The sequence below is a fragment of the Micromonospora thermarum genome (genome assembly GCF_012034245.1).
Classification (GTDB): Bacteria; Actinomycetota; Actinomycetes; order Mycobacteriales; family Micromonosporaceae; genus Micromonospora; species Micromonospora thermarum.
In genome coordinates this window covers 1-18152 of record NZ_JAATEO010000052.1, presented here as the reverse complement: position 1 = coordinate 18152, position 18152 = coordinate 1, and the positions used below count along the sequence as shown (strand labels likewise).

16 protein-coding genes are annotated in these 18152 nt (G+C 74.1%); 9 read left to right on the top strand and 7 right to left on the bottom strand.

From position 1 onward, the window contains the following. From HCJ94_RS28065 to HCJ94_RS28040, 6 genes are all read right to left on the bottom strand, one after another. On the bottom strand, window positions 1–1865 hold a 1865-nt coding region (locus tag HCJ94_RS28065), incomplete at its 3' end, for an intein-containing Rv2578c family radical SAM protein (RefSeq protein ID WP_168004026.1). Window positions 1866–1910: 45 nt separating this feature from the next. Continuing rightward, window positions 1911–2606: a cellulose binding domain-containing protein gene (locus tag HCJ94_RS28060; protein ID WP_168004025.1), complete on the bottom strand. Its 696-nt coding sequence runs from the start codon at window positions 2604–2606 to the stop codon at window positions 1911–1913. A gap of 102 nt (window positions 2607–2708) precedes the next feature. Continuing rightward, complete coding sequence (locus HCJ94_RS28055) at window positions 2709–3086, bottom strand: DUF742 domain-containing protein (RefSeq protein WP_168004024.1); 378 nt, start codon at window positions 3084–3086, stop codon at window positions 2709–2711. Next, entirely contained in the window at window positions 3064–4944 is a 1881-nt protein-coding gene (locus HCJ94_RS28050; RefSeq protein WP_168004023.1) for a sensor histidine kinase, read from the bottom strand. The genes HCJ94_RS28055 and HCJ94_RS28050 overlap by 23 nt, the downstream gene beginning before the upstream one ends. Next, window positions 4941–7487, bottom strand: coding sequence for a helix-turn-helix transcriptional regulator (locus tag HCJ94_RS28045; protein WP_168004022.1), 2547 nt, complete (start codon window positions 7485–7487; stop codon window positions 4941–4943). The genes HCJ94_RS28050 and HCJ94_RS28045 overlap by 4 nt, the downstream gene beginning before the upstream one ends. 11 nt (window positions 7488–7498) lie before the next feature. Further along, a complete protein-coding gene (locus HCJ94_RS28040; RefSeq protein WP_168004021.1) occupies window positions 7499–8761 on the bottom strand; it encodes an Hsp70 family protein in 1263 nt (420 codons plus the stop codon). A 294-nt stretch (window positions 8762–9055) separates the two neighbouring features. Between HCJ94_RS28040 and HCJ94_RS28035 the strand changes: the two genes are divergently transcribed. From HCJ94_RS28035 to HCJ94_RS28025, 3 genes are all read left to right on the top strand, one after another. After that, a complete protein-coding gene (locus HCJ94_RS28035) occupies window positions 9056–9958 on the top strand; it encodes an IniB N-terminal domain-containing protein (RefSeq protein WP_168004020.1) in 903 nt (300 codons plus the stop codon). Between the two features lie 115 nt (window positions 9959–10073). Then, the gene (locus HCJ94_RS28030) at window positions 10074–11927 is read left to right on the top strand and encodes a dynamin family protein (protein WP_168004019.1); all 1854 of its coding nucleotides are present in this window, start codon (window positions 10074–10076) and stop codon (window positions 11925–11927) included. Beyond that, window positions 11924–13393, top strand: coding sequence for a GTPase domain-containing protein (locus HCJ94_RS28025; RefSeq protein WP_205802045.1), 1470 nt, complete (start codon window positions 11924–11926; stop codon window positions 13391–13393). The genes HCJ94_RS28030 and HCJ94_RS28025 overlap by 4 nt, the downstream gene beginning before the upstream one ends. A 73-nt stretch (window positions 13394–13466) precedes the next feature. Here the strand turns inward: HCJ94_RS28025 and trxA are convergent, their stop codons facing one another. Next, window positions 13467–13829, bottom strand: a complete 363-nt coding sequence (gene trxA, locus HCJ94_RS28020) for a thioredoxin (protein ID WP_168004018.1) — start codon at window positions 13827–13829, stop codon at window positions 13467–13469. A 551-nt stretch (window positions 13830–14380) separates the two neighbouring features. On the opposite strand from trxA, the gene HCJ94_RS28015 reads away from it, so the two are divergent. The 6 genes from HCJ94_RS28015 to HCJ94_RS27990 all read left to right on the top strand — a co-directional run. After that, the gene (locus HCJ94_RS28015; protein ID WP_168004017.1) at window positions 14381–14896 is read left to right on the top strand and encodes a MaoC family dehydratase; all 516 of its coding nucleotides are present in this window, start codon (window positions 14381–14383) and stop codon (window positions 14894–14896) included. Window positions 14897–15022: 126 nt separating this feature from the next. Continuing rightward, complete coding sequence (locus HCJ94_RS28010) at window positions 15023–15568, top strand: hypothetical protein (protein WP_168004016.1); 546 nt, start codon at window positions 15023–15025, stop codon at window positions 15566–15568. 35 nt (window positions 15569–15603) lie between these two features. Then, window positions 15604–16227 (top strand): TrmH family RNA methyltransferase, encoded by a 624-nt coding sequence (locus HCJ94_RS28005; RefSeq protein ID WP_168004015.1) that lies wholly within the window; start codon window positions 15604–15606, stop codon window positions 16225–16227. Window positions 16228–16300: 73 nt separating this feature from the next. Then, complete coding sequence (locus tag HCJ94_RS28000; RefSeq protein WP_309227467.1) at window positions 16301–16999, top strand: DUF6758 family protein; 699 nt, start codon at window positions 16301–16303, stop codon at window positions 16997–16999. A 115-nt stretch (window positions 17000–17114) separates the two neighbouring features. Further along, window positions 17115–17273 (top strand): hypothetical protein, encoded by a 159-nt coding sequence (locus HCJ94_RS27995; RefSeq protein WP_168004014.1) that lies wholly within the window; start codon window positions 17115–17117, stop codon window positions 17271–17273. A gap of 6 nt (window positions 17274–17279) precedes the next feature. Then, a partial coding sequence (locus tag HCJ94_RS27990; RefSeq protein WP_168004013.1) for a PH domain-containing protein occupies window positions 17280–18152 on the top strand: 873 nt, incomplete at its 3' end.

Genomic DNA, 18152 nt, shown 5'->3' with positions numbered 1-18152 from the left:
AGCAGCGACAGTTGCTCGGGTGCCGGCGGCGGCGGTGCCGGGTCGGGAAGTTGGCGGTTGTCGCCGCGCTCGCCCCGGTGCAGGCCGTGCCGGCGCGCCGCGATCCGCACCCGCGCGGTGAGCTCCCGTTGGTACGACTGCGGGGCGTACGCCCCGGAGCGGTAGAGCTCCCGGTAGCGGGGCACCAGGTGCGGGAACTCGCGGCCCAGCCAGCGGGCATACCACTCCCGGGCGCCGGGGCGCAGGTGCAGCGCCAACGGCGTCACGCTGGCGGCACCGGCGGCGGCGATCGCCGACACGGTGGCGTCGATCGACTCGTCGTCGTCGCTGAGCCCGGGGAGGATCGGCGCCATCAGCACCCCGACGTCGAAGCCGGCGTCGGTGAGCTGGCGGACCGCGTCCAGCCGGCGGCGGGGGCTCGGCGTGCCCGGCTCGACCGCTCGCCACAGGCGTTCGTCGACGAAGCCGACCGAGTACGAGAGGCCGACCCGGGTCACCTCGGCGGCCTGGCGCAGCAGGGGCAGGTCGCGCAGGATCAGCGTGCCCTTGGTGAGGATCGAGAACGGGTTGGCGAAGTCCCGCAGGGCGCCGATGATCTGCGGCATGAGCTGGTAGCGGCCCTCGGCGCGCTGGTAGCAGTCCACGTTGGTGCCCATCGCGATGTGCGTACCGCGCCAGCGCGGCGCGGCAAGCTCACGACGGACCAGCTCACCCGCGTTGACCTTGACGATCACCTTGCGGTCGAAGTCCGCGCCCGCGTCCAGGTCGAGGTAGGTGTGGGTGTTGCGGGCGAAGCAGTTGTGGCTGACCACCCCGTTGGCGATGAAGTCCCCGGTGCCGGTGGTGATGTCGAACAGTGGCAGCTCCACCCCGAGCGGCTCGACGGCGGTGACGCGCGGCGCCGCGACGCGGGGCACCGGCGCTCCCTCGACGAGCCGCCTCGACGAGACCCCCGTCAGGTGCAGGAACCGCAGGCGTTCGCGGAGCCCGCCGGTCAACCGGACCTGGCGCGGCCCGCCGGGGAGGTTGTGGTCCTCCCGGACGAAGGTGAAGCCGAAGTGCTCGAGTGCCGCGGTGACGTCGTGGAACAGGTCGCCGTCCGGCAGGCCGATGCGCAGCGCGCCGCTGTTGGACCGGCCGGCCCGGTCGTACGCACCGGCCAGCAGCCCCAGGAGCCACTCGTCGGTCGGCGCGTCCGGCTTCTCGGCCCGCTCGCCGGCCGGGCCCGGGCGAGGTTCTCGGCCGACCGAGGACGCCCAGCGCCACCCGCGGTCGTGGTCCGCCGAGGCCTTGTGGCCCTCGGCGAACGAGCCGGTGCCGAGCAGCCGCTCGCCCGGGACCAGCCGCCGCCGGCGGCCCGTGTCCGGGGCGACGTACCGCCAGCCCTCGTCGGACAGGAACCGGTGGTCGCCGCTCGCCACCAGGGTCGTGCCGTCGTCCAGCGTCAACCGGTACGCCGGCTTGACCGTGGACCACTTGGCCCGCACGGTCGTGACGACGTAGCGGCGGCGCCCGCCCCGGCGCTCGGTGCCGAAGATCCGGTCACCGATCTCCACGTCGCGAAGCTGCCGCGGCCGGCCGTCGGCCATGAGGATCGGGGTGTCGCCCGACACGCAGTAGACACACGCGTGGCTGCATCCGCGGTACGGGTTGATCGTCCACTCGAAGGGGACGCGGGAGGCGCCGGGCACCCGATTGATGATCGACTTGGCCCGCACCTCGTAGAAGGTCATGCCGGCGAAGCCGGGCGTGTCGAACGTGCGGGCGATCGCGCCGGGCAGCGCCAGCGGCAGGGGTGGTGTCGCTGGCGCTGGCCCATCGGAACGGCCCTCGTCCGGGGGAGCGGAGAGGTTGTCCCAGCGCATGACCCTATTCGAACACGTGTACGAGCCGAACGCAAGGACCGTCGGTCAGTCGGAGAGTCCGGTGCAGGCCGCGCCGTCGACCGCGCAGGCCGTCGGCAACGAGCTGACGGAGGAGCCGCTGACCCGGAACGACACGCGTACGGAGCCCCGGCTGGGCACCTGCCCGGCGGGTCCGTCCGGCACGAACGTCCAGGTCGCGCCGTCGCGGCTCGCCCGCGCGCCCTCGACGGCGGTGACGTGGAGGGACTCCTCCGGGAGCGTGATCACCAACGTCCAGCTCGGCACCGGACCGCTGCCCGGGTTGCCGATCGTCACCGCGGCTCGGTAGCTGAGCAGGGCGGTGTCCGTGACGGCGAACGCGGCGGTCAGCGCGGAGGGTGTCGGGGGAGCGGCCGTAGCCGAGGACGGCGCCGGGGTGGCCGAGGGGCGGGCCGGCGGCGTCGTGCGGGAGGCGTCGCTCCGGGTCGGCGTCGGCCGGGTCGAGGCCGGGCTCGCCTCCCGCCCGGGCGTCCCGGGCGGCGGCGGCTCGACGACGGACACGTCCGGCGGCGGATCGAGCGCCACCGGCGCCAGTCGTTCCGGCGCGCGCAGCACGAGGACGACCGAGATCACCGTCGCCGCCATGACGCCCAGCGACGCGGCGACGGCCATCCACACGGCACGGGAGCCGTCCCGGCCACCCAGGGTGCGCGCGACGGATCCGGCCGTGGCCACGAGCCAGTCGAGAATGATGATGGCCACCGTCCGCCGTGGCTCACGCGGTGATGCCGGCAAGTCCTTACCCTTCAGTTCTCCGCCGGAGGCGTCCCGCCCACCCGGGCCCGGCTCCGTCGTCGTCCGCGGTCACAGGGAGCGAAGTCCGGCGAGCAGCGCGGTGAGCAGTTCCATGGACGGCCGCTCGCCGAGCGAGGACGGTTCCCGCGTCTCGACCAGCCCGGCCTCCACCAGGTCACCGACCAGCACCCGCACGGTGCCCACCGGCAGGTCGAGGACCGCGCTGATCTCCGCCACCGAGAGGGGCTGCCGGCAGCGCCGCACGATCTCCCGGTGCTCCGGGAAGAGCCCGTCCGGCACGACCGCACCGGGCCGGGCCACGACCAGGGCGATCAGATCGAGCCTTCCCGCCGGCACGGTCCGGCCACGGGTCAGCGTGTACGGGCGCGCCACCGGCCCGGCGTCCTCGTCGTACCACGCATCCTCACGGTCTCCGGAGCGGTCCACGGGTCTCTCCGTTCGTGGCCGTGGGAGCCGGCGGGACGTACGCCGGGTCGGTCCGTCCGTCGGCAGTCGCGGCGGGGATCTCGACGGTCGCGGGCCCCGCGGACGGCTGCTCGGACGGCCGGGTCCGAGCCGGCAGCTGATCCGACGCGCCGCCCCGGTCGGCCGGCTGCGGTACACGCCCGTTCGAGCCGGCGGGCGCGCCGACCGGCGTCACCAGGGACGCGGGGAGGTCCACGACGGCCTCGGTACCCCCACGCCGGCCGGGGCGCAGGGAGACCGTGGCGCCGCAGCGGGCGGCGAGGCAGGCGGCGGCGTACAGGCCCGCCCGGCCGGGCGGGACGTCCGGCGGGGGATCGGCCAGCAGGCCCTCCAGTTCCGCGCGCAGCTCGGCCGGCAGTCCGGGCCCGTCGTCGGCGACGACGACCTGGCAACCGTGGCCGGCGGGGACGCCGCTGACCCGTACGGTGGTGTTCGCGGGCGAGAACGCGAGGGCGTTCTCGATCAGTTCGGCCAGCAGGTGCACGACGTCGGTGGCGGCCGGTCCCGCCAGCTCCCACGGCCACTGCGGCGCGACCAGGACCCGTTCGTAGTCGGGCACCTCGGCCATCGCGCCCCGCGCCACGTCCAGCAGCGGTACCGGCCGCCGCCACCGCCGGGCCGGCGTCCCGCCGGCGAGGGTGACCAGCTTCTCGACGTTGCGCCGGATCCGGGTCGCGAGGTGATCCAGGCGGAAGAGGTCGGCCGCGTCCTCCGGGGCGCGATCGCGTCGCTCCATCTCGTCCAGGAGGTCGAGCTGCGCCCGCAGGAGGGCCTGGTTCCGCCGCGTGAGCTGGAGGAAGAACGCCCCCGGGGCCGCGGTCGCGGCGGACGCGGCCCGGGTCAGCGGTCGGACGGCCTGAGCCCAGCCCCAGAGCACGCCGAGCACGGTGATCAGCCCGAGCCCCACCACGGCACCGGCCCACCCGAGCGCGATCGCGGCGTCCACGCCGGCCCGCTCGACGCTGCTCCGGGCCGTGCTCCGGACCACCTCGTCGAGCCCGCCGAGAGCGGGCTCGACGCCGGACCGCCAGGCATCCTCGGTGGGCGGGGCACCGGCACCGGTGAGCCGGTCCTCCGCCAGGAGCAGGCCGAGGAACCGCGGACTCTCCACCAGCCGCCGGTAGTCGTCCCGCCCGTCGGCGGGAAGCTGTGCGGCCGCCTCGGCGCGGGCGTGCCGCTGGACGGCCACGAGCCCGGCCAGGTGCCGGCGGTCCTCGGGGGCGAGCCCGTCGGCGAGCGCGCCGGTGAGCACGCTGTCCTGCCGAGCGAGCAGTTCCCGGGCGCGGGCGAGGGCGACCACGGCACGGGTCTCGGCCGCCAGGCCGCTCTCCCGCGTGCTCCACGCCGGCCCGTAGACCGCGAACGCGGCGTCGACCAGTCCGTCGTAGCCGGCGGCCGCGTCGGCCCAGTCGACGTCCCCGGCATCGATCCGGGACCGGAGACCGGCCAGCTCGCGCAGCCGGGCGGCGAGGTCGTCGGCCCGGTCCCGGGCCTCGCCGCCGCCGAGCAGCCGCAGGCTGAGCGCGCCCCGACCGGTCTCCACCCCCGCGACCGCCCGGTCCGTGCCGGCGCGGACGTCGGCGAGGGTGACCGGTGGCTCCCCACGGGCGATCGCGCCGACGGTGAGCCGGCGCTCGGCCTGCAGGGCGAGGATCAGCCGGTCGGCCGGCTGCCCCAGACCCCCGGCGAGGGCCCGGACCCGGAGCAGGTCGGCGGTGTCCCGGCTGGTCAGGTAGGCGGCGTACGACCAGAGCACGAGAAGCAGGGCCGCCAGGGCGAGCAGGCGCGTCCGGATCGCGCGGTCCTGGGTCGGGTTCACCGCGTCCTCCGCTCCGGCCAGAACCCGGCGCTGGCGCTGTTCGAACGGTCCGCCACGGCGGTCCGCAGCAGAGCCAGCAGCTCGGCGCGGCTCGCGCAGTTCAGCCGGGACCGCATCCGGGCCACGTGGTGCTCCACCGTCTTGGCCGAGATGAAGAGCCGGTCCCCGATCTCGCGGTAGGTCAATCCGGCGACCACAAGCTCCGCCACCTCCTGTTCGCGTTCGCTGAGGCGGTGCCGCGGACCGCCGGTGCCGGTGTCCCCCTGCGCCCCGCCGGCCGCCGTCGGCGGCTGACCGCCCCGCTGCGTGAGCGGCCGTTCCTGGAACATCCGGGCGCAGTCCAGCAGGGTCGTCATCGCCCTCCGGTCGGCGGTACGGATCGCCGCCTGGCCGGCCAGCCGGGCCGCGTCCCAGCGGAGTCCCACGTCGTGCAACCCGCGGGCGGCGGCCTCCACGCGCGCCGGGTCGACCGATCCGCGCAGCACCTCGACCCAGCTCGCCCCGGCGGCGGCGACCACCGCCGCGTACCGGCTGCGGTCCGCCGTGGCGAGCAGCGCGGCGACGTGCTCGTCGGCGGCCGCCGGCTGGTCGGCGAGGATCGCCGCGTGCAGCCCGCTCCAGTGCAGGGGCGTGCTCCACAGCGGCGGGTCACCCAGCCGGCCGAGCAGCTCGCGGGCCTCCCGCAGGTACGGCTCCAGCCGGGGCAGATCCCCGAGCCGGGCCGCGACGACGGCCAGCTCGCCCAGGGGCAGGAGGGTGAACAGGTCCACCGGGTGCCGGACGACCGCCTCCAGCGCGCGCCCCCAGCCCCGTTGGAGGCCGGTGAGGTCGCTGTTGCGCCGCGCGACGCCCAGCTCCAGGGCGGTCGCGAAGAGCAGGTCCCTCGATTCCAGGGCGCGACTGGCCCGGATCTCGGCGAGCGCGCCGGCGGCGGCGACCGTACGGCCCCGGACCATCGCGATCCACGCCTGCAGGAGCCGGTGCCGGGGGACCATCAGCGGCCCGCCGACGCCGCTGGCCACCGCACGGTGCAGGACGCCCTCCGCGATGTCCAGCTCACCGCAGTGCATCCCGGTCAGCGCGGCGAGTGCCGCCGGGCTGTCCGGCAGGAGGACCGCCCGGCTGTCCGGTTCCAGCAGCGCCGCGGCCTGCACGAGCGTGGAGAGGGCGGCGGTGGGCGGGCCGTCGATGCTGGCGCGTACCCCCTCGGCCATCAACCGCGCGGCGCTGCCGTGCAGGGTGGGCGGCGCGCCGGTGTCGTCGGACGCGGGCGCGTCGGCGTCGGGACGCCCGGTGGCGAGCGCGCCGACGGCGGCGAACGCGGCCGAGGACGGGCTCCCCGACCAGCGGTACAGCTCGACGCTGCGTCGTGCCTGGCCGCGGTGGGCCAGGGCGGTGGCGGCGACCAGCGCCGCCTCGGCCCGCTCGGTGGGGGCGGCGGTCGCCAGCAGCCGGTCGGCCAGCCGGAGGGCGGCGTCGAGGTCGCCGGCGAGCGCGGCGGCGAGCGCCTGCCGGGCGACGGCGGGGTGCCCGGCGGCCGTGGCCGACGCCAGCAGCTCGGCCGCGAGCGCGGGTTCCCCGGCGAGCGCCTCCTCCGCCGCGGCGGTCAGCACCGGTGCCGGGCACGCGTCGGTGCCGCCGGCGGGGACGATGGCGCGGACCAGAGGAAGCAGCGGACCGCCCCGCGCGAGCTGCGACTCGGCCAGCCGGCGCCACACCGCCGTCCGGTCGGCGGCGGGGGAGAGCGCGACGACCGCCCGCCGGACGAGGGGCGTGATCTGCTGGTCCGCGCCGAGGAGCCCGGCGGCCACGGTCTCGGCGACCAGCTCGTCCACCGCCTCCGGTGCACGGTCGAGCAGCTCGCCCAGCAGGTCGGGGGGCAGGGAGACACCCGTGGCGACGGCGAGCAGGAGGCGGCGGGCGTCCGGGCTCACACCGGCCAGGTCGGGGCCGAGTTCCAGGAGGACGGACCGGGGTGGCTGGCTGGGGACGTCCGGTCCCCGGTCCCCGTCACCCAGGGCGCGGCGCAGCCGCACCACGTCCCGCGGCACGCCGCCGGTCTGCCGGTGCACGAAGTCGACGAGGTCGGGCCGCCGGTCCAGACCGGGCACGGTGGCGAGGCAGGCGGCGGTCTGGTCCCGCGTGAACGGCAGCAGCGGACGTGCCGGCCGTCGGAGCGTGCCGGTGAGCCGGAGCAGGTCCGCGCGGTGCGGCCAGGGCCGGTGGGCGACCACGACGCGGTGACCCGCGCCGGCGAGTTCCCGCAACGTGTGCAGCCGGGGCTCGTCGAGCAGGTGGGCGTCGTCGACCAGGAACACCGTCTCCGGCTCGACCGGCGTGCCCGCGTCCGGCACGGACGTCAGCACCGGGAGGCCGGCCTCCCGGTGGATCCGGGCCAGTTCCTGGAGGAGGAAGGTCTTGCCGTGGCCGCCCGGGGCGCCCAGCGCGAGCGCCAGCGGCCCGTGGGGGTCCGCCGCGACCGTTTCGAGCAGGGCGTGCGGGGCGGTACCCGGCACCGGCCGCGAGGGGCGTGTGCTGCTCATGATCATCATGGTCATCCTTCGCGTCCGCGTGCCCTGATCCGGGTGAGCCGGGACGCCTTCGGCAGCTCCAGCGGGGCGGTCCGGACCGGGGGGCGGGGTGGTGGTTCGTCCGGCACCGCCGGGTGGCGATCACCGTGTCGGGGCCCGACGGCCTCGGCGGCGTACCGGGTGTCGACGGGAGGGGCTTCCCGTGGCTTGGGGGGCCGTGGCGACGGCGAGATCACCTGGCACGCGGCGAGTGCCGCCCCGACGGCGGTCGTGTGATGGGGATCCGGTTCCATCTCGACCGGGATCCCGAGGGCGGCGGTGAGCAGGTCGGCGACCAGCGGGACCCGGGCGGAGCCCCCGGCGAGCAGGACACCGTCGAGCTGGGCCGGGGTCAGCCCGGCGGTGTGGACGGCGTGGACCAGCAGGTCCACCGTCGCCCGGACGGCCGGCCGGATCAGGGTCTCGAACTGCGGGCGGGTCACCGGCACCCGGCGGGTGCCGGCGGGCAGGGCCAGCGGCACGTCCACCGCGTCGCCCAGGCTGAGCGCACGTCTGGCCAGTTCGCACTGCGGCAGCAGGGTACGCAGGACAGCCGGTGCGTCGAGCGGGTCGACGGCGGCGAGGTCCCGGGCGAGCACGGTCCGTACGTGCTCGGCGAGCGCCTCGTCGAAGTCGACGCCACCCACCGTGTCCAGCGCCTGCGGGCGGCCGAACGTCTCGTACGTGCCGTACGGCGTCCGCCGCACGAGCGCCGCTTCGAACGTCTCGCCGCCGAGGGCGTACACGGCCGCCGTTCCGTCCGCGACGCCCCGGGCCGCGTGGCTCTCCGCCACGGTCACGGCGCGGGGCAGCAACGTCACGTGGGGCAGGCCGACATCCCGCAGCGCCCGGTGCAGCAGGTCCCGCCGGTACGGGCCCCAGCTCGACGGATGACTGAACACCAGGGCCTCCGCCGGCCCACCCTCCGCGCCGGCCACCTGGTCGACCACCCACGCCGTCAGTGCGGCGGTCAACGCGTGCGGCGGCCACGCCTCGCCGCCGAGGAGCAGGGGCACCTCGTCGCCGACCCGGCGGAGGAAACAACGTGCGGTGCGGCCGGGGTCCGCCCGGTCCGGTTCAGCCACCGTGAGTGACCCGTCGACCGACAGGTGCAGCACGGACGGCACGCTCGTCGACCGGCCGTCCAGGACGACCGCCTCCGGCCGGGCCCACGTCGCGCCCTGCCGCCGGGCGACCGCGGCGACCGTGTTCGTGTTTCCGATGTCTATCCCCAGGACGTACGACATTCGCTTCTTTCCGGCGCGAGCTGGCCCGGCCGACAGCGGCGGTGCCCGTGCACCGGACGGCCCACCCCGGTGACCTCCCGGGGGCTCCTACGTTCGTACCAGAGATCACTCCGGCGTCGAGACCCTAACTCTGACCGCCTCGGATCCCCCATTCCCCCTAACGGAGGAGCACCGGCACCCCCGGCGCCGCGGGCCGGGTTGCGGGCCGGTCCCCGATGTGCCGCGCCGGCTTCCGTCCATATCGTCGCTTCCGGCGAACGATCGCTGGACCGCTACGTCGAGGAGAACGGGCACATGGACTCGCACCAGACCCTGCACGACTTCGTACTCAACCTGCTCACCGACCCCGACGCCCGGGCGGCCTTCGACCTGGACCCGGAGGGGGCGCTGCAGGCCGCGGGCCTCACCGACATCACCGCCGCCGACGTCCAGGACGTGGTGCCGCTGGTCGTGGACTACGCCCCGGTGCAGGGTCTCGTGCCGCTCGCGACGACGAGCGAGCAGATCGGTGTCGACCCGCTGGTGACCGACGCGACCGACGTGGTCGGCCAGTTGCAGGCCGTGACGCAGCAGATCAGCGTCGGCACCTCGTACAACGGCGTGGACGTCAAGGCGGGTGTCCTCGGGGCCATCGCGGTCGACCCGAGCACCGTGTCCGCCGGCGTGAACGTCCTGCCCGGGATCGGCCTGGGCGTGGGGCCGACCGGCCTCTCCACCGACCTGACCGGCGTGCACGACGTCACGCACACCCTGGACGCCGACGTCGTCGGCGCCGTCGACACGGTCGCGGACCCGGTCGTCGGGGACGTCACGGGCACCGTGGGTGCCGTCGACGGCACGCTCGGCTCGGCCGACTACGGGCAGTACGGTGACGGCCTGCTCGGCGGCGACCTGGGCGTCCTCCCCGGCACCCAGGCCCAGATCGACGGCGTCGTCGGGTCGCTCGGCGTCGACGACACCCTGGAGGGCCTCGGCGTGGACCGCACCGTCTCCGGAGTGGTGTCGTCGGTCGACGTGCCATCCACGGTGGGCGGTGTCACCCAGCCGGTGGACGGTGTCCTGTCCGGAGTCACCGGCACCGTGGGCGGCGTGACCGGCGGTGTGGGCGCGGGCGTGCAGGGTGACGAGGGCGTGACCGGCGGAGCCAGCGCCTCCGGCAACGGCGGCCTGCTGGACATCACCGGCGGGCTGCTCTGACCGCACCTTGCGGGAGGGGAAACGGAGGGCCGGGTCACCCATCCCGGCCCGGCCCTCCATCCGGTCCACATCCGATCCCTCTTGATAATTACGTTTAAATCAGCACACTTGTTGCGTGGTCGCGGGGATTTGGCTGGACGTCCTGGACGAGATCGGCCGTACGTGTCAGGCGTACGGCCGGGGCGACCTGCTACAGACGGTGCGCCGGAAGCGGGTCCAGTTGCTGGATCCGACGCTTCGCGTACTGGTCGTCGGTGAGCCGAAACAGGGCAAGAGCCAGCTCGTCAACGCCATCGTCAACGCTCCGGTGTGCCCCGTCGGCGACGGTGCCACGACCGTCCTGCCGACCGTGGTGGGGTACGCGGAGGCGCCGGTGGCGACCGTGGTCGAGGATCCCGCCGCCGTGCGGCCCGCGGTCGGGCCCGCACCGGCGAGCGCCGAGCGGACGCCGGTGCCGCTGGACCGCATCGCCGCCGGGGTCGCCGGCACGTTCGGCCGGCACGCCGGAGGCGGGCCCGCGTACGTCGAGATCGGACTGCCGCGCGACCTGCTCAAGGCGGGACTGGTGCTGGTGGACACGCCCGGCACCGACGAGGTGACCGCGATCGGGGCGGGGGTCCCGGCCGCCGCGCTGGCCCGGGCGGACACCGTGCTCCTGGTCTCCGACTCGACCCGGGAGCTCTCCGTCGCCGAACTCAACATGCTGCTGCACGTCACCCGGTCACATCCGAACGTGGTGGTGGTCCAGACCCGGACGGATCTGGTGCCGGACTGGCGTGCGGTCGCCGAGCGGAACCGGAAGCACCTGGCGGAGGCCGGCGTCCCGGCCCCGCTGATCCCCGTCTCGGCCGCGTTGCGCCTGCGGGCCGCCGCCACCGACGACCGCACCCTCAACGCCGAGTCCGGCTTCCCGGCGCTGATCGCCCGGCTGCGACGGGACCTGGCCGGCAAGCCGGACTCGCTGGCCCGCGCGGCGGTCGGCCTGACCGCGCGTACGGTCCTGGAACAGCTCGCCGCGCCGCTGCGCGCCGAACTGGAGAGCCGGGAGGCCGAGAAGGACTCCGGGCCGATCTCCCGCCTGCACGCCGCCCAGCGTGAGGTCGACGAGCTGCGCCGGTGCTCCACCCGATGGCAGAACACGCTCGCCGACGAGATGACCGATCTCATCTCGGACCTCGAGTACGACCTGCGGGACCGCACCCGGGAGATCCTGCGTACGGTCGACGAGGCGTTCGACTCCGCCGACCCCCTGACCGCCTGGGACACCTTCCAGGAGTGGCTGGACCGCAGCCTCGTCGAGGCGGCGGAGGCGAACCGGGAGTGGCTCGTCCAGCGCTGCGACTGGGTCGCCCGCCGGGTGGCATCGCACTTCGCCCGGTACGGCCACGACGTCCTGCCGCCGTGGTCCGCCGTGGTGCCGGAGCACCTCGCGGACTGGCTCCCCGAGATGGAGCGTCCCCGGGTCGACCGGTTCACCGCCACGCAGAAGGTCATGACGGGGATGAAGGGCTCGTACGGCGGCCTGCTCATGTTCGGCCTGGCGTTGACGCTGGCCGGAATGCCGATGATCAACCCGGTCTCGATCGGCGCCGGCGCGCTGTTCGGCGGCAAGAGCATCCACGACGAGAGCCGGCAACTGCTCCGCCGTCGCCAGTCGACCGTCAAGGCCGCCGTGCAGCGGCACGTCGACGACTTCTTCGTCCGTGCCACCCGGGACCGCCGGGACACCGCCCGTCAGGTGCAGCGGATGCTGCGGGACCACTTCGCCGTGCTGACGGAGGAGCTTCAGGAGGGGATCATCCGCTCGCTGCGCAGCGCCAAGGCGGCGGCCGACACCGACGCGGCCGCCCGCGACCAGCGGCAGCGCGAGATCCGGTTGAAGATGACCCGGCTGGCCGCGCTCTACGAGCAGGCCCAGCAGCTCGCCGTGGGACGGCCGGCATCCGTACCGCTGGAACGCCTGACGTGACGGCCGAAGCCACCCTCGTGGAGGCGGTGTGGGGTCTGCTGCACCGTGCGCTCCAGCTCTACCGGGACGACCCCCGGGCCACCGGCCGCCTGCGGGGGGAACTGGCCCGGTTGGAGCAGCCGCTGCGCGTGGCGATCGCCGGGCCGTGGCGGTCCGGCCGGTCCACCCTCCTGAACGCGATCATGGGCGAGGAGGTCGCGCCCGTCGAGGGAGCGGACGGGGACACGTTCTTCACGTGGTACGAGGACGGCGAGCGCCCGCACGCCACCGCCTACTCGACCGGCCATCCCCCGCAGGACCTGACCGTGGTGAAGTCCGCGACCGGGATGCGGGTGGACCTGGTCGGGTGGCGGGCGGGAGAGCTGCGCGACATCGTGGTCCGGTGGCCCACCCGGGCGCTGCGGCAGCTCACCCTGATCGACACTCCGCCGGTCACCGGGCCGGACGAGCACGGTCGCGCAGCGGTGCTGGACCGGGTGCTGCGCGACGCCGACGCCGTGCTCTACCTGACCCGCGACGGTCGCGCCTCCGACCTGCGGGTGCTGACCGCCGCCCGGGACAGCGCCACCGGGCAGGCCGCCCCGGTGAACATGATGCTGGTGCTGTCCCGTGCCGACGAGGTCGGCGGCGGACGCGTCGACGCGCTGCTGACCGCCCGCCAGCTCGCCCGGCGGATGCACCGGGACCCGGCGGTCGGGGCGCTGTCCCTGAACGTGCTGGCCTGCAGCGGTCTGGTCGGGCTGGCCGGGCGGCTGCTGACCGGGTCCGAGTTCGCCGCGCTGGCGGAGCTCGCCCGCGTCCCCCGAGCCGAGCTGGAGGCGTACCTGCTCTCCGCCGAGCGCTTCCTCCGCGGGGAGCCGCCGGCACGCGTGGACGCCGCCCAGCGCGCCGCCCTGCTGGACCGGTTGGGGCTGTTCGGGGTCCGGCTGGCGACGACCCTGGTGCGTACGGGCTGCGACAGCCGGACGAAGCTGTCCGCGGAGCTGATCCGGCGTAGTGGCCTGACCGAGCTGCGGGAGTCGGTGAGCCGGCTCTTCATCGACCGGCAGGAGACGCTGAAGGCGCGCTCGGCACTGGTCGGGTTGGAGGAGGTGCTGCGCGCCGAGCCGGGCCCCGGCAGCGCTGAGCTGCTCGGCTCGACCGAGCGGATCCTCGCCGGGGCGCACGAGTTCCAGGAACTGCGCCTGCTCGCCACGCTGCGCGGAGCCGGGCTCGGCTTCGACGCGGAGCTGGCGGCGGAGGCGCGCCGGCTGGTCGGCGGGGACGGCGTCGGCCTGGCCGCCCGGCTCGGTTTCGAGCACGACGCACCGGCGCACGAGCTCTGGCAGGCCGCGGCCGAGGCGCGGTGGCGATGGCGGGACCGGGCGGACGATCCACTGCTCCGCCTGCCCCAACGCCGCGGCGCCCAGGTCGTCGTACGGAGCTGCGAGGGGATGCTGGCCACCCTGGCCGCCGGCGGCCGGTGACGGGGCTGATCCTCGCGGGACGCAACACGGAACGGCCGGGCCCCGTGGGGCCCGGCCGTCATCCGTGTGCGGATCAGTGCTTGTGCTCGGCGAGCTTCTTGCGGACGTCGTCCATGTCGAGCGCCTCGACCTGCTCGATCAGGTTCTCCAGGGCCGACTCGGGGAGCGCGCCCGGCTGCGCGAACACGATCACCCCGTCGCGGATCGCCATGATGGTCGGGATGGAGCGGATGTCGAACTTCGCGGCCAGCTCCTGCTGGGCCTCGGTGTCGACCTTCCCGAAGACGAGGTCGGGGTGCTTCTCCGAGGAGCGCTCGTAGACCGGGGCGAACCGCTTGCAGGGGCCGCACCAGTCGGCCCAGAAGTCGACCAGCACGATGCCGTCGCTGCTGGTCACCTCGTCGAAGTTTGCCGTGGTCAGCTCAACGGTTGCCATGGGAATCTCTCCGATCACCGCGGAATAGCTACGTCTGGTGGAACCAGGGCGTACCTCGTCGAATTCCCGGCCGCGAGGGGCTGAAACGGCGTGGATCGGGCGCCGCCGAGCCGATTATCGTCATCGATGGCCGTCGGTGGCCGGCGGGCGTGCGGACCGCAAGTGCACGTCGCACTTGCGTGACCACCCGTGATGGGAGCGTTTCCAAGAAGATCACGGGCAGTTGCCGTTACGATTCGGTAACATGACTCCTGACATGCGGCTACCTCGCGCCGGAGATCGCTCCCATACGTGATCTCAGTGACCGAGAGTAGTGTTACAAAAGGATAAATGTGATCCCCGTCTCTGTCCGGCGGATGGCCGGGTGGGGCAGAATCTTTCACATCAGAGCGTGGGCGGCGGGTGCCGGGGAGGGCCCCGCCGCTCATTGCGTCTCCCCTCAGGTCGTCGCCGTGTGACATTTCCCGGCCGCCACCGCCCCGCTTATCGCCTTAACAATCGATAAGGCATGCTGTGCCGAACTCCATCGCCGCCCGTCGAAGGGGACAAGGATGCAGTTCGGCCGCTACTACGAGGAGTTCGAGGTCGGCGCGGTCTACCGGCACTGGCCGGGCAAGACGGTCACCGAGTACGACGACCACCTCTTCTGCCTGCTCACGATGAACCACCACCCGCTGCACATGGACGCCCACTACGCCGAGACGTCCAGCCAGTTCAAGCGCAACGTGGTGGTGGGCAACTACATCTACTCGCTCCTCCTCGGCATGTCGGTGCCGGACGTCAGCGGCAAGGCGATCGCGAACCTGGAGATCGAGTCCCTGCGCCACGTCGCCCCCACGTTCCACGGCGACACGATCTACGGCGAGACCACGGTGCTGGACAAGCGGGAGTCGTCCTCCAAGCCGGACCGCGGCGTGGTGGCCGTGGAGACCCGCGGCTACAACCAGGACGGCACGCTGGTGTGCGTCTTCCGGCGCAAGGTCATGGTGCCCAAGAAGGAGTACGCGGCGACCGCGGTCCCCGAGGGCGTCGACCCGGAGCGGCCGAGCTTCCCCGAGCCGCGCTGAGGCACCCGTACCTGGTCGGGCCGGGCGCGCGTGACATGTCCGGCCCGGCGGGGCCTATTCCGGCGTTTGCGCATGGAAGGGGCCCTGTCCGATGAACCGGGGCATATGCTGACGCCGGAGGTCCCCATGAGCCACTCCGTCGCCGGAGAGCCGTCCTCTGCCGGTCGTCGTGCCGCACCACTGACCACCGCCGTCTACTCCACCGCCGAGTGGGAGCTGCTCACCACCCTGCCCGGCCGCGTCGTGGTGGCCGCCGCCGTCCCGGGCCCGGGGCGCCCGGGACGGGGGGTCGCCGCCGGACTGGCCGGGCTCGACGCCGTCGCGGCCGGTCGGGCGTTCGACAGCGACCTGGTCCGCGCCGTGGTGGCCGCGATCTACGCCCGCCACGACGGCGCGCCGGCGCCCGCCGGCCGGTTCACCGACCTGGGGACTCTGTCGGCGGCACCGCCCGGGGCGTCGACGCAGGCCCTGGTGGAGCTGCTCGCCGCCGCCCGGGCCGTGGTCCGGGTGCTCGACCGGCGCGCCGACCCCGCCGACTCGGCCGCGTACCGGCAGTGGGTGCAGTCGGTCGCGGCCCGCGTGTGCCGGGCGGAGCCGGGTGGGGACCGGTTCCCCGGTCCCGCCGACCGGCGGTTCCTCGACCGGCTCGGCGACGCGTTGGGCCTGCGCTGACCCGTGCCGCCGGGTGGTCGTAACGTCTTATGACCATGACCGGTGAGCAGCTCGACGTCGGTGTGGGCCCGTGGGAGGGCGACCCGCCGGACGACCCGCGGTACGACCCGGAACTGCTCGCGACCGGCGACCGGCGCAACGTGGTCGACCGGTACCGCTACTGGCGGCGGGAGGCGGTCGTGGCCGATCTGGACCGGCGGCGGCACGACTTCCATGTGGCGATCGAGAACTGGCAGCACGACCTCAACATCGGCACGGTGGTCCGCAACGCCAACGCGTTCCTCGCCGCCGAGGTTCACATCGTCGGTCGGCGCCGGTGGAACCGGCGAGGCGCGATGGTGACCGACCGCTACCAGCACGTCCGGCACCACGAGACGATCGAGGACTTCGTCGCCTGGGCGGCCGGCGAGGGGCTGCCCGTGGTGGGCATCGACAACCTGCCCGGCTCCCGGCCGCTGGAGACCACGACGCTGCCCCGGCGCTGCGTGCTGCTGTTCGGCCAGGAGGGGCCGGGCCTCTCCGACGCCGCCCGCGCTGCCTGTGACCAGCTGTTCTCAATCGCGCAGTACGGCTCCACCCGGTCCATCAACGCCGGCGTGGCCAGCGGCATCGCCATGCACGCCTGGATCCGCGCGTACGCCGGACCGCCGCCCGCCTGAGCGGGTCGGCACCAAGTGAACCGAAATGCGCGCTCCGCTTGACGGGGTGGCTCCACGGGGTGACCGTGGGGTGGTGAGCGTCGCGGTGAGTTGTCCCCGGTGCGGTGGCGAGGTCCGGCCGCCGGACCTCATGCACTCCGAGTCGCGGTGCCTCCTGTGCGGGCCCGTCCCGCCGCTGCACGTGCCCGAGCACATCGGGGCGGAGATCGTCGCCAGCGTCGTCGACCGCATCACCGCCGCCGCCGACCCGCCGCAGCGGCCGACAGTTCCGCTCTGGTGCCCGTGGCCGTTGCCACCGGGCTGGACGATGACCGGCGTCGCGTACGCCGGTGACGACCGGACCGGGGTGCGCGCCACGGCGGTCGCCTGCGCGGGGCCGGAGCCGCTCGGTGGCGGCCCGGCGGACCTGGTCTTCGTCGCCGAGGAGCCGGGTGTCGGGCTGGGAACGCGCTTCGCGGGCATCACCGGGCCGGATCCGGGCCCGCAGCTCACGGAGCAGTTGACCGACCCGGGGCCGGGGCATCCGGAGCACCACGGCCAGGCGAAGATCCGGGTGGGCGGCCACCCCACTCCACTGTGGCTCGTGAGTTCGCCGACAGATCGAAGTGCGTACGCCGGCGAAGCTCGGGGAATGTGGCTGCATGCGATAGCCTGGCCGGCGAGTGCGGGTCATCTGCTCGCTGAGGACGTCGTCCTGCGCGACCTCACCGAGTGGATGCCACCCGAGCTCGTTTACGGCGCACCATCTCCGTATCTGCACGGGAAGGCTTGACAAGTCACCCGGAATGTCGGAGAACGGACGCAGGAATAACTGCACGACACGACGCTGATACTCTGAGTGCCGCTTCGGTAGACGGACCCGGCGCCGCGCGAGAGGATGGCCCGCCATGGTCAAGAAGGTCCTCACCTGGGCTGGTATCGCATTCTTGATCTTCTTCATCGCCTACCGGCCGAACTCCGCCGCCGACGTCTTCAAGTCCCTGGGCGGCGGCATCGTGGACATCGCCCAGGGGTTCGGTGACTTCTTCACCAACCTCGTCGCCTAGCCGCCGATGGGCAGCCCCTCCGGTCCCCCCTTCGACCCCGACGACCCTGACCGGGAGCGCCGGGAGCGAGACACGGAGCCCATCCCCCGCGTCGGCCCGGACGACGGGCCGGGCTACGGCTCCGGTCCAAGCCTGTCCGACGGTCCTTCCCTTTCGGACGACGCCGGCTTCGGCGACGGTCCGGGCTACGCGGGCGAGGGCCGGTCGGGTCGGGCGTGGATCCGGGATCCCGAAGCCGGGTACCAGCCGCCCCAGATCTCCGAGGACGAGCTGGCCGGCCTGCGGGCCGACGCGGCCGGCATGGCGCCGCGCCGGGTGCTGCCCCTGGAGGACGAGCCGAGTTCCCTCGTCGCGCGCTACCTGTTCCCCACCGAGCGGTACCGGGGGGAGTGGAAGCGGCACTGGATCCACCTCGCGACGCCGCTGCTCGTCGGCATCGCCGCCACCTTCGTGCTCGGCTACCTCTCCGGCTTCCTCGCCGGGCAGGACGTGGGTGCCCTCACCACCGTCGCGGTGCTGCTCTGGTTCGCGGTGATGGGCTGGGTGGCGTGGAAGGTCGCCGACTGGTGGTACGACCGCTTCATCCTGACCAACAAGCGGGTGATGGTGGTCAACGGCATCATCACCCGGCGGGTGGCCATGATGCCCCTGGTCCGGGTCACCGACATGAAGTACGAGCAGACGCCGGCCGGGCGGGCGCTCAACTACGGCACGTTCGTACTGGAGTCCGCCGGCCAGGAGCAGGCGCTGCGCGAGATCAAGAACCTGCCCAACCCGAACGAGCTCTACCTGCGTGTCGTCGAAGAGATGTACGAGCCGCAGGCGGTCGAGGCCCGGCTGGGCAAGGAGGCCGACGAGGCCAAGGCCGACGACGGTGCC

Excerpts from the sequence above, each read along its gene's own strand:
- HCJ94_RS28045 (WP_168004022.1), bottom strand. The coding sequence starts at position 7,487 with ATGAGCAGCACACGCCCCTCGCGGCCGGTGCCGGGTACCGCCCCGCAC.
- HCJ94_RS28040 (WP_168004021.1), bottom strand. The coding sequence starts at position 8,761 with ATGTCGTACGTCCTGGGGATAGACATCGGAAACACGAACACGGTCGCC.
- HCJ94_RS28035 (WP_168004020.1), top strand. The coding sequence starts at position 9,056 with ATGGACTCGCACCAGACCCTGCACGACTTCGTACTCAACCTGCTCACC.
- trxA (WP_168004018.1), bottom strand. The coding sequence starts at position 13,829 with ATGGCAACCGTTGAGCTGACCACGGCAAACTTCGACGAGGTGACCAGC.
- HCJ94_RS28015 (WP_168004017.1), top strand. The coding sequence starts at position 14,381 with ATGCAGTTCGGCCGCTACTACGAGGAGTTCGAGGTCGGCGCGGTCTAC.
- HCJ94_RS28010 (WP_168004016.1), top strand. The coding sequence starts at position 15,023 with ATGAGCCACTCCGTCGCCGGAGAGCCGTCCTCTGCCGGTCGTCGTGCC.
- HCJ94_RS28005 (WP_168004015.1), top strand. The coding sequence starts at position 15,604 with ATGACCGGTGAGCAGCTCGACGTCGGTGTGGGCCCGTGGGAGGGCGAC.
- HCJ94_RS27995 (WP_168004014.1), top strand. The coding sequence starts at position 17,115 with ATGGTCAAGAAGGTCCTCACCTGGGCTGGTATCGCATTCTTGATCTTC.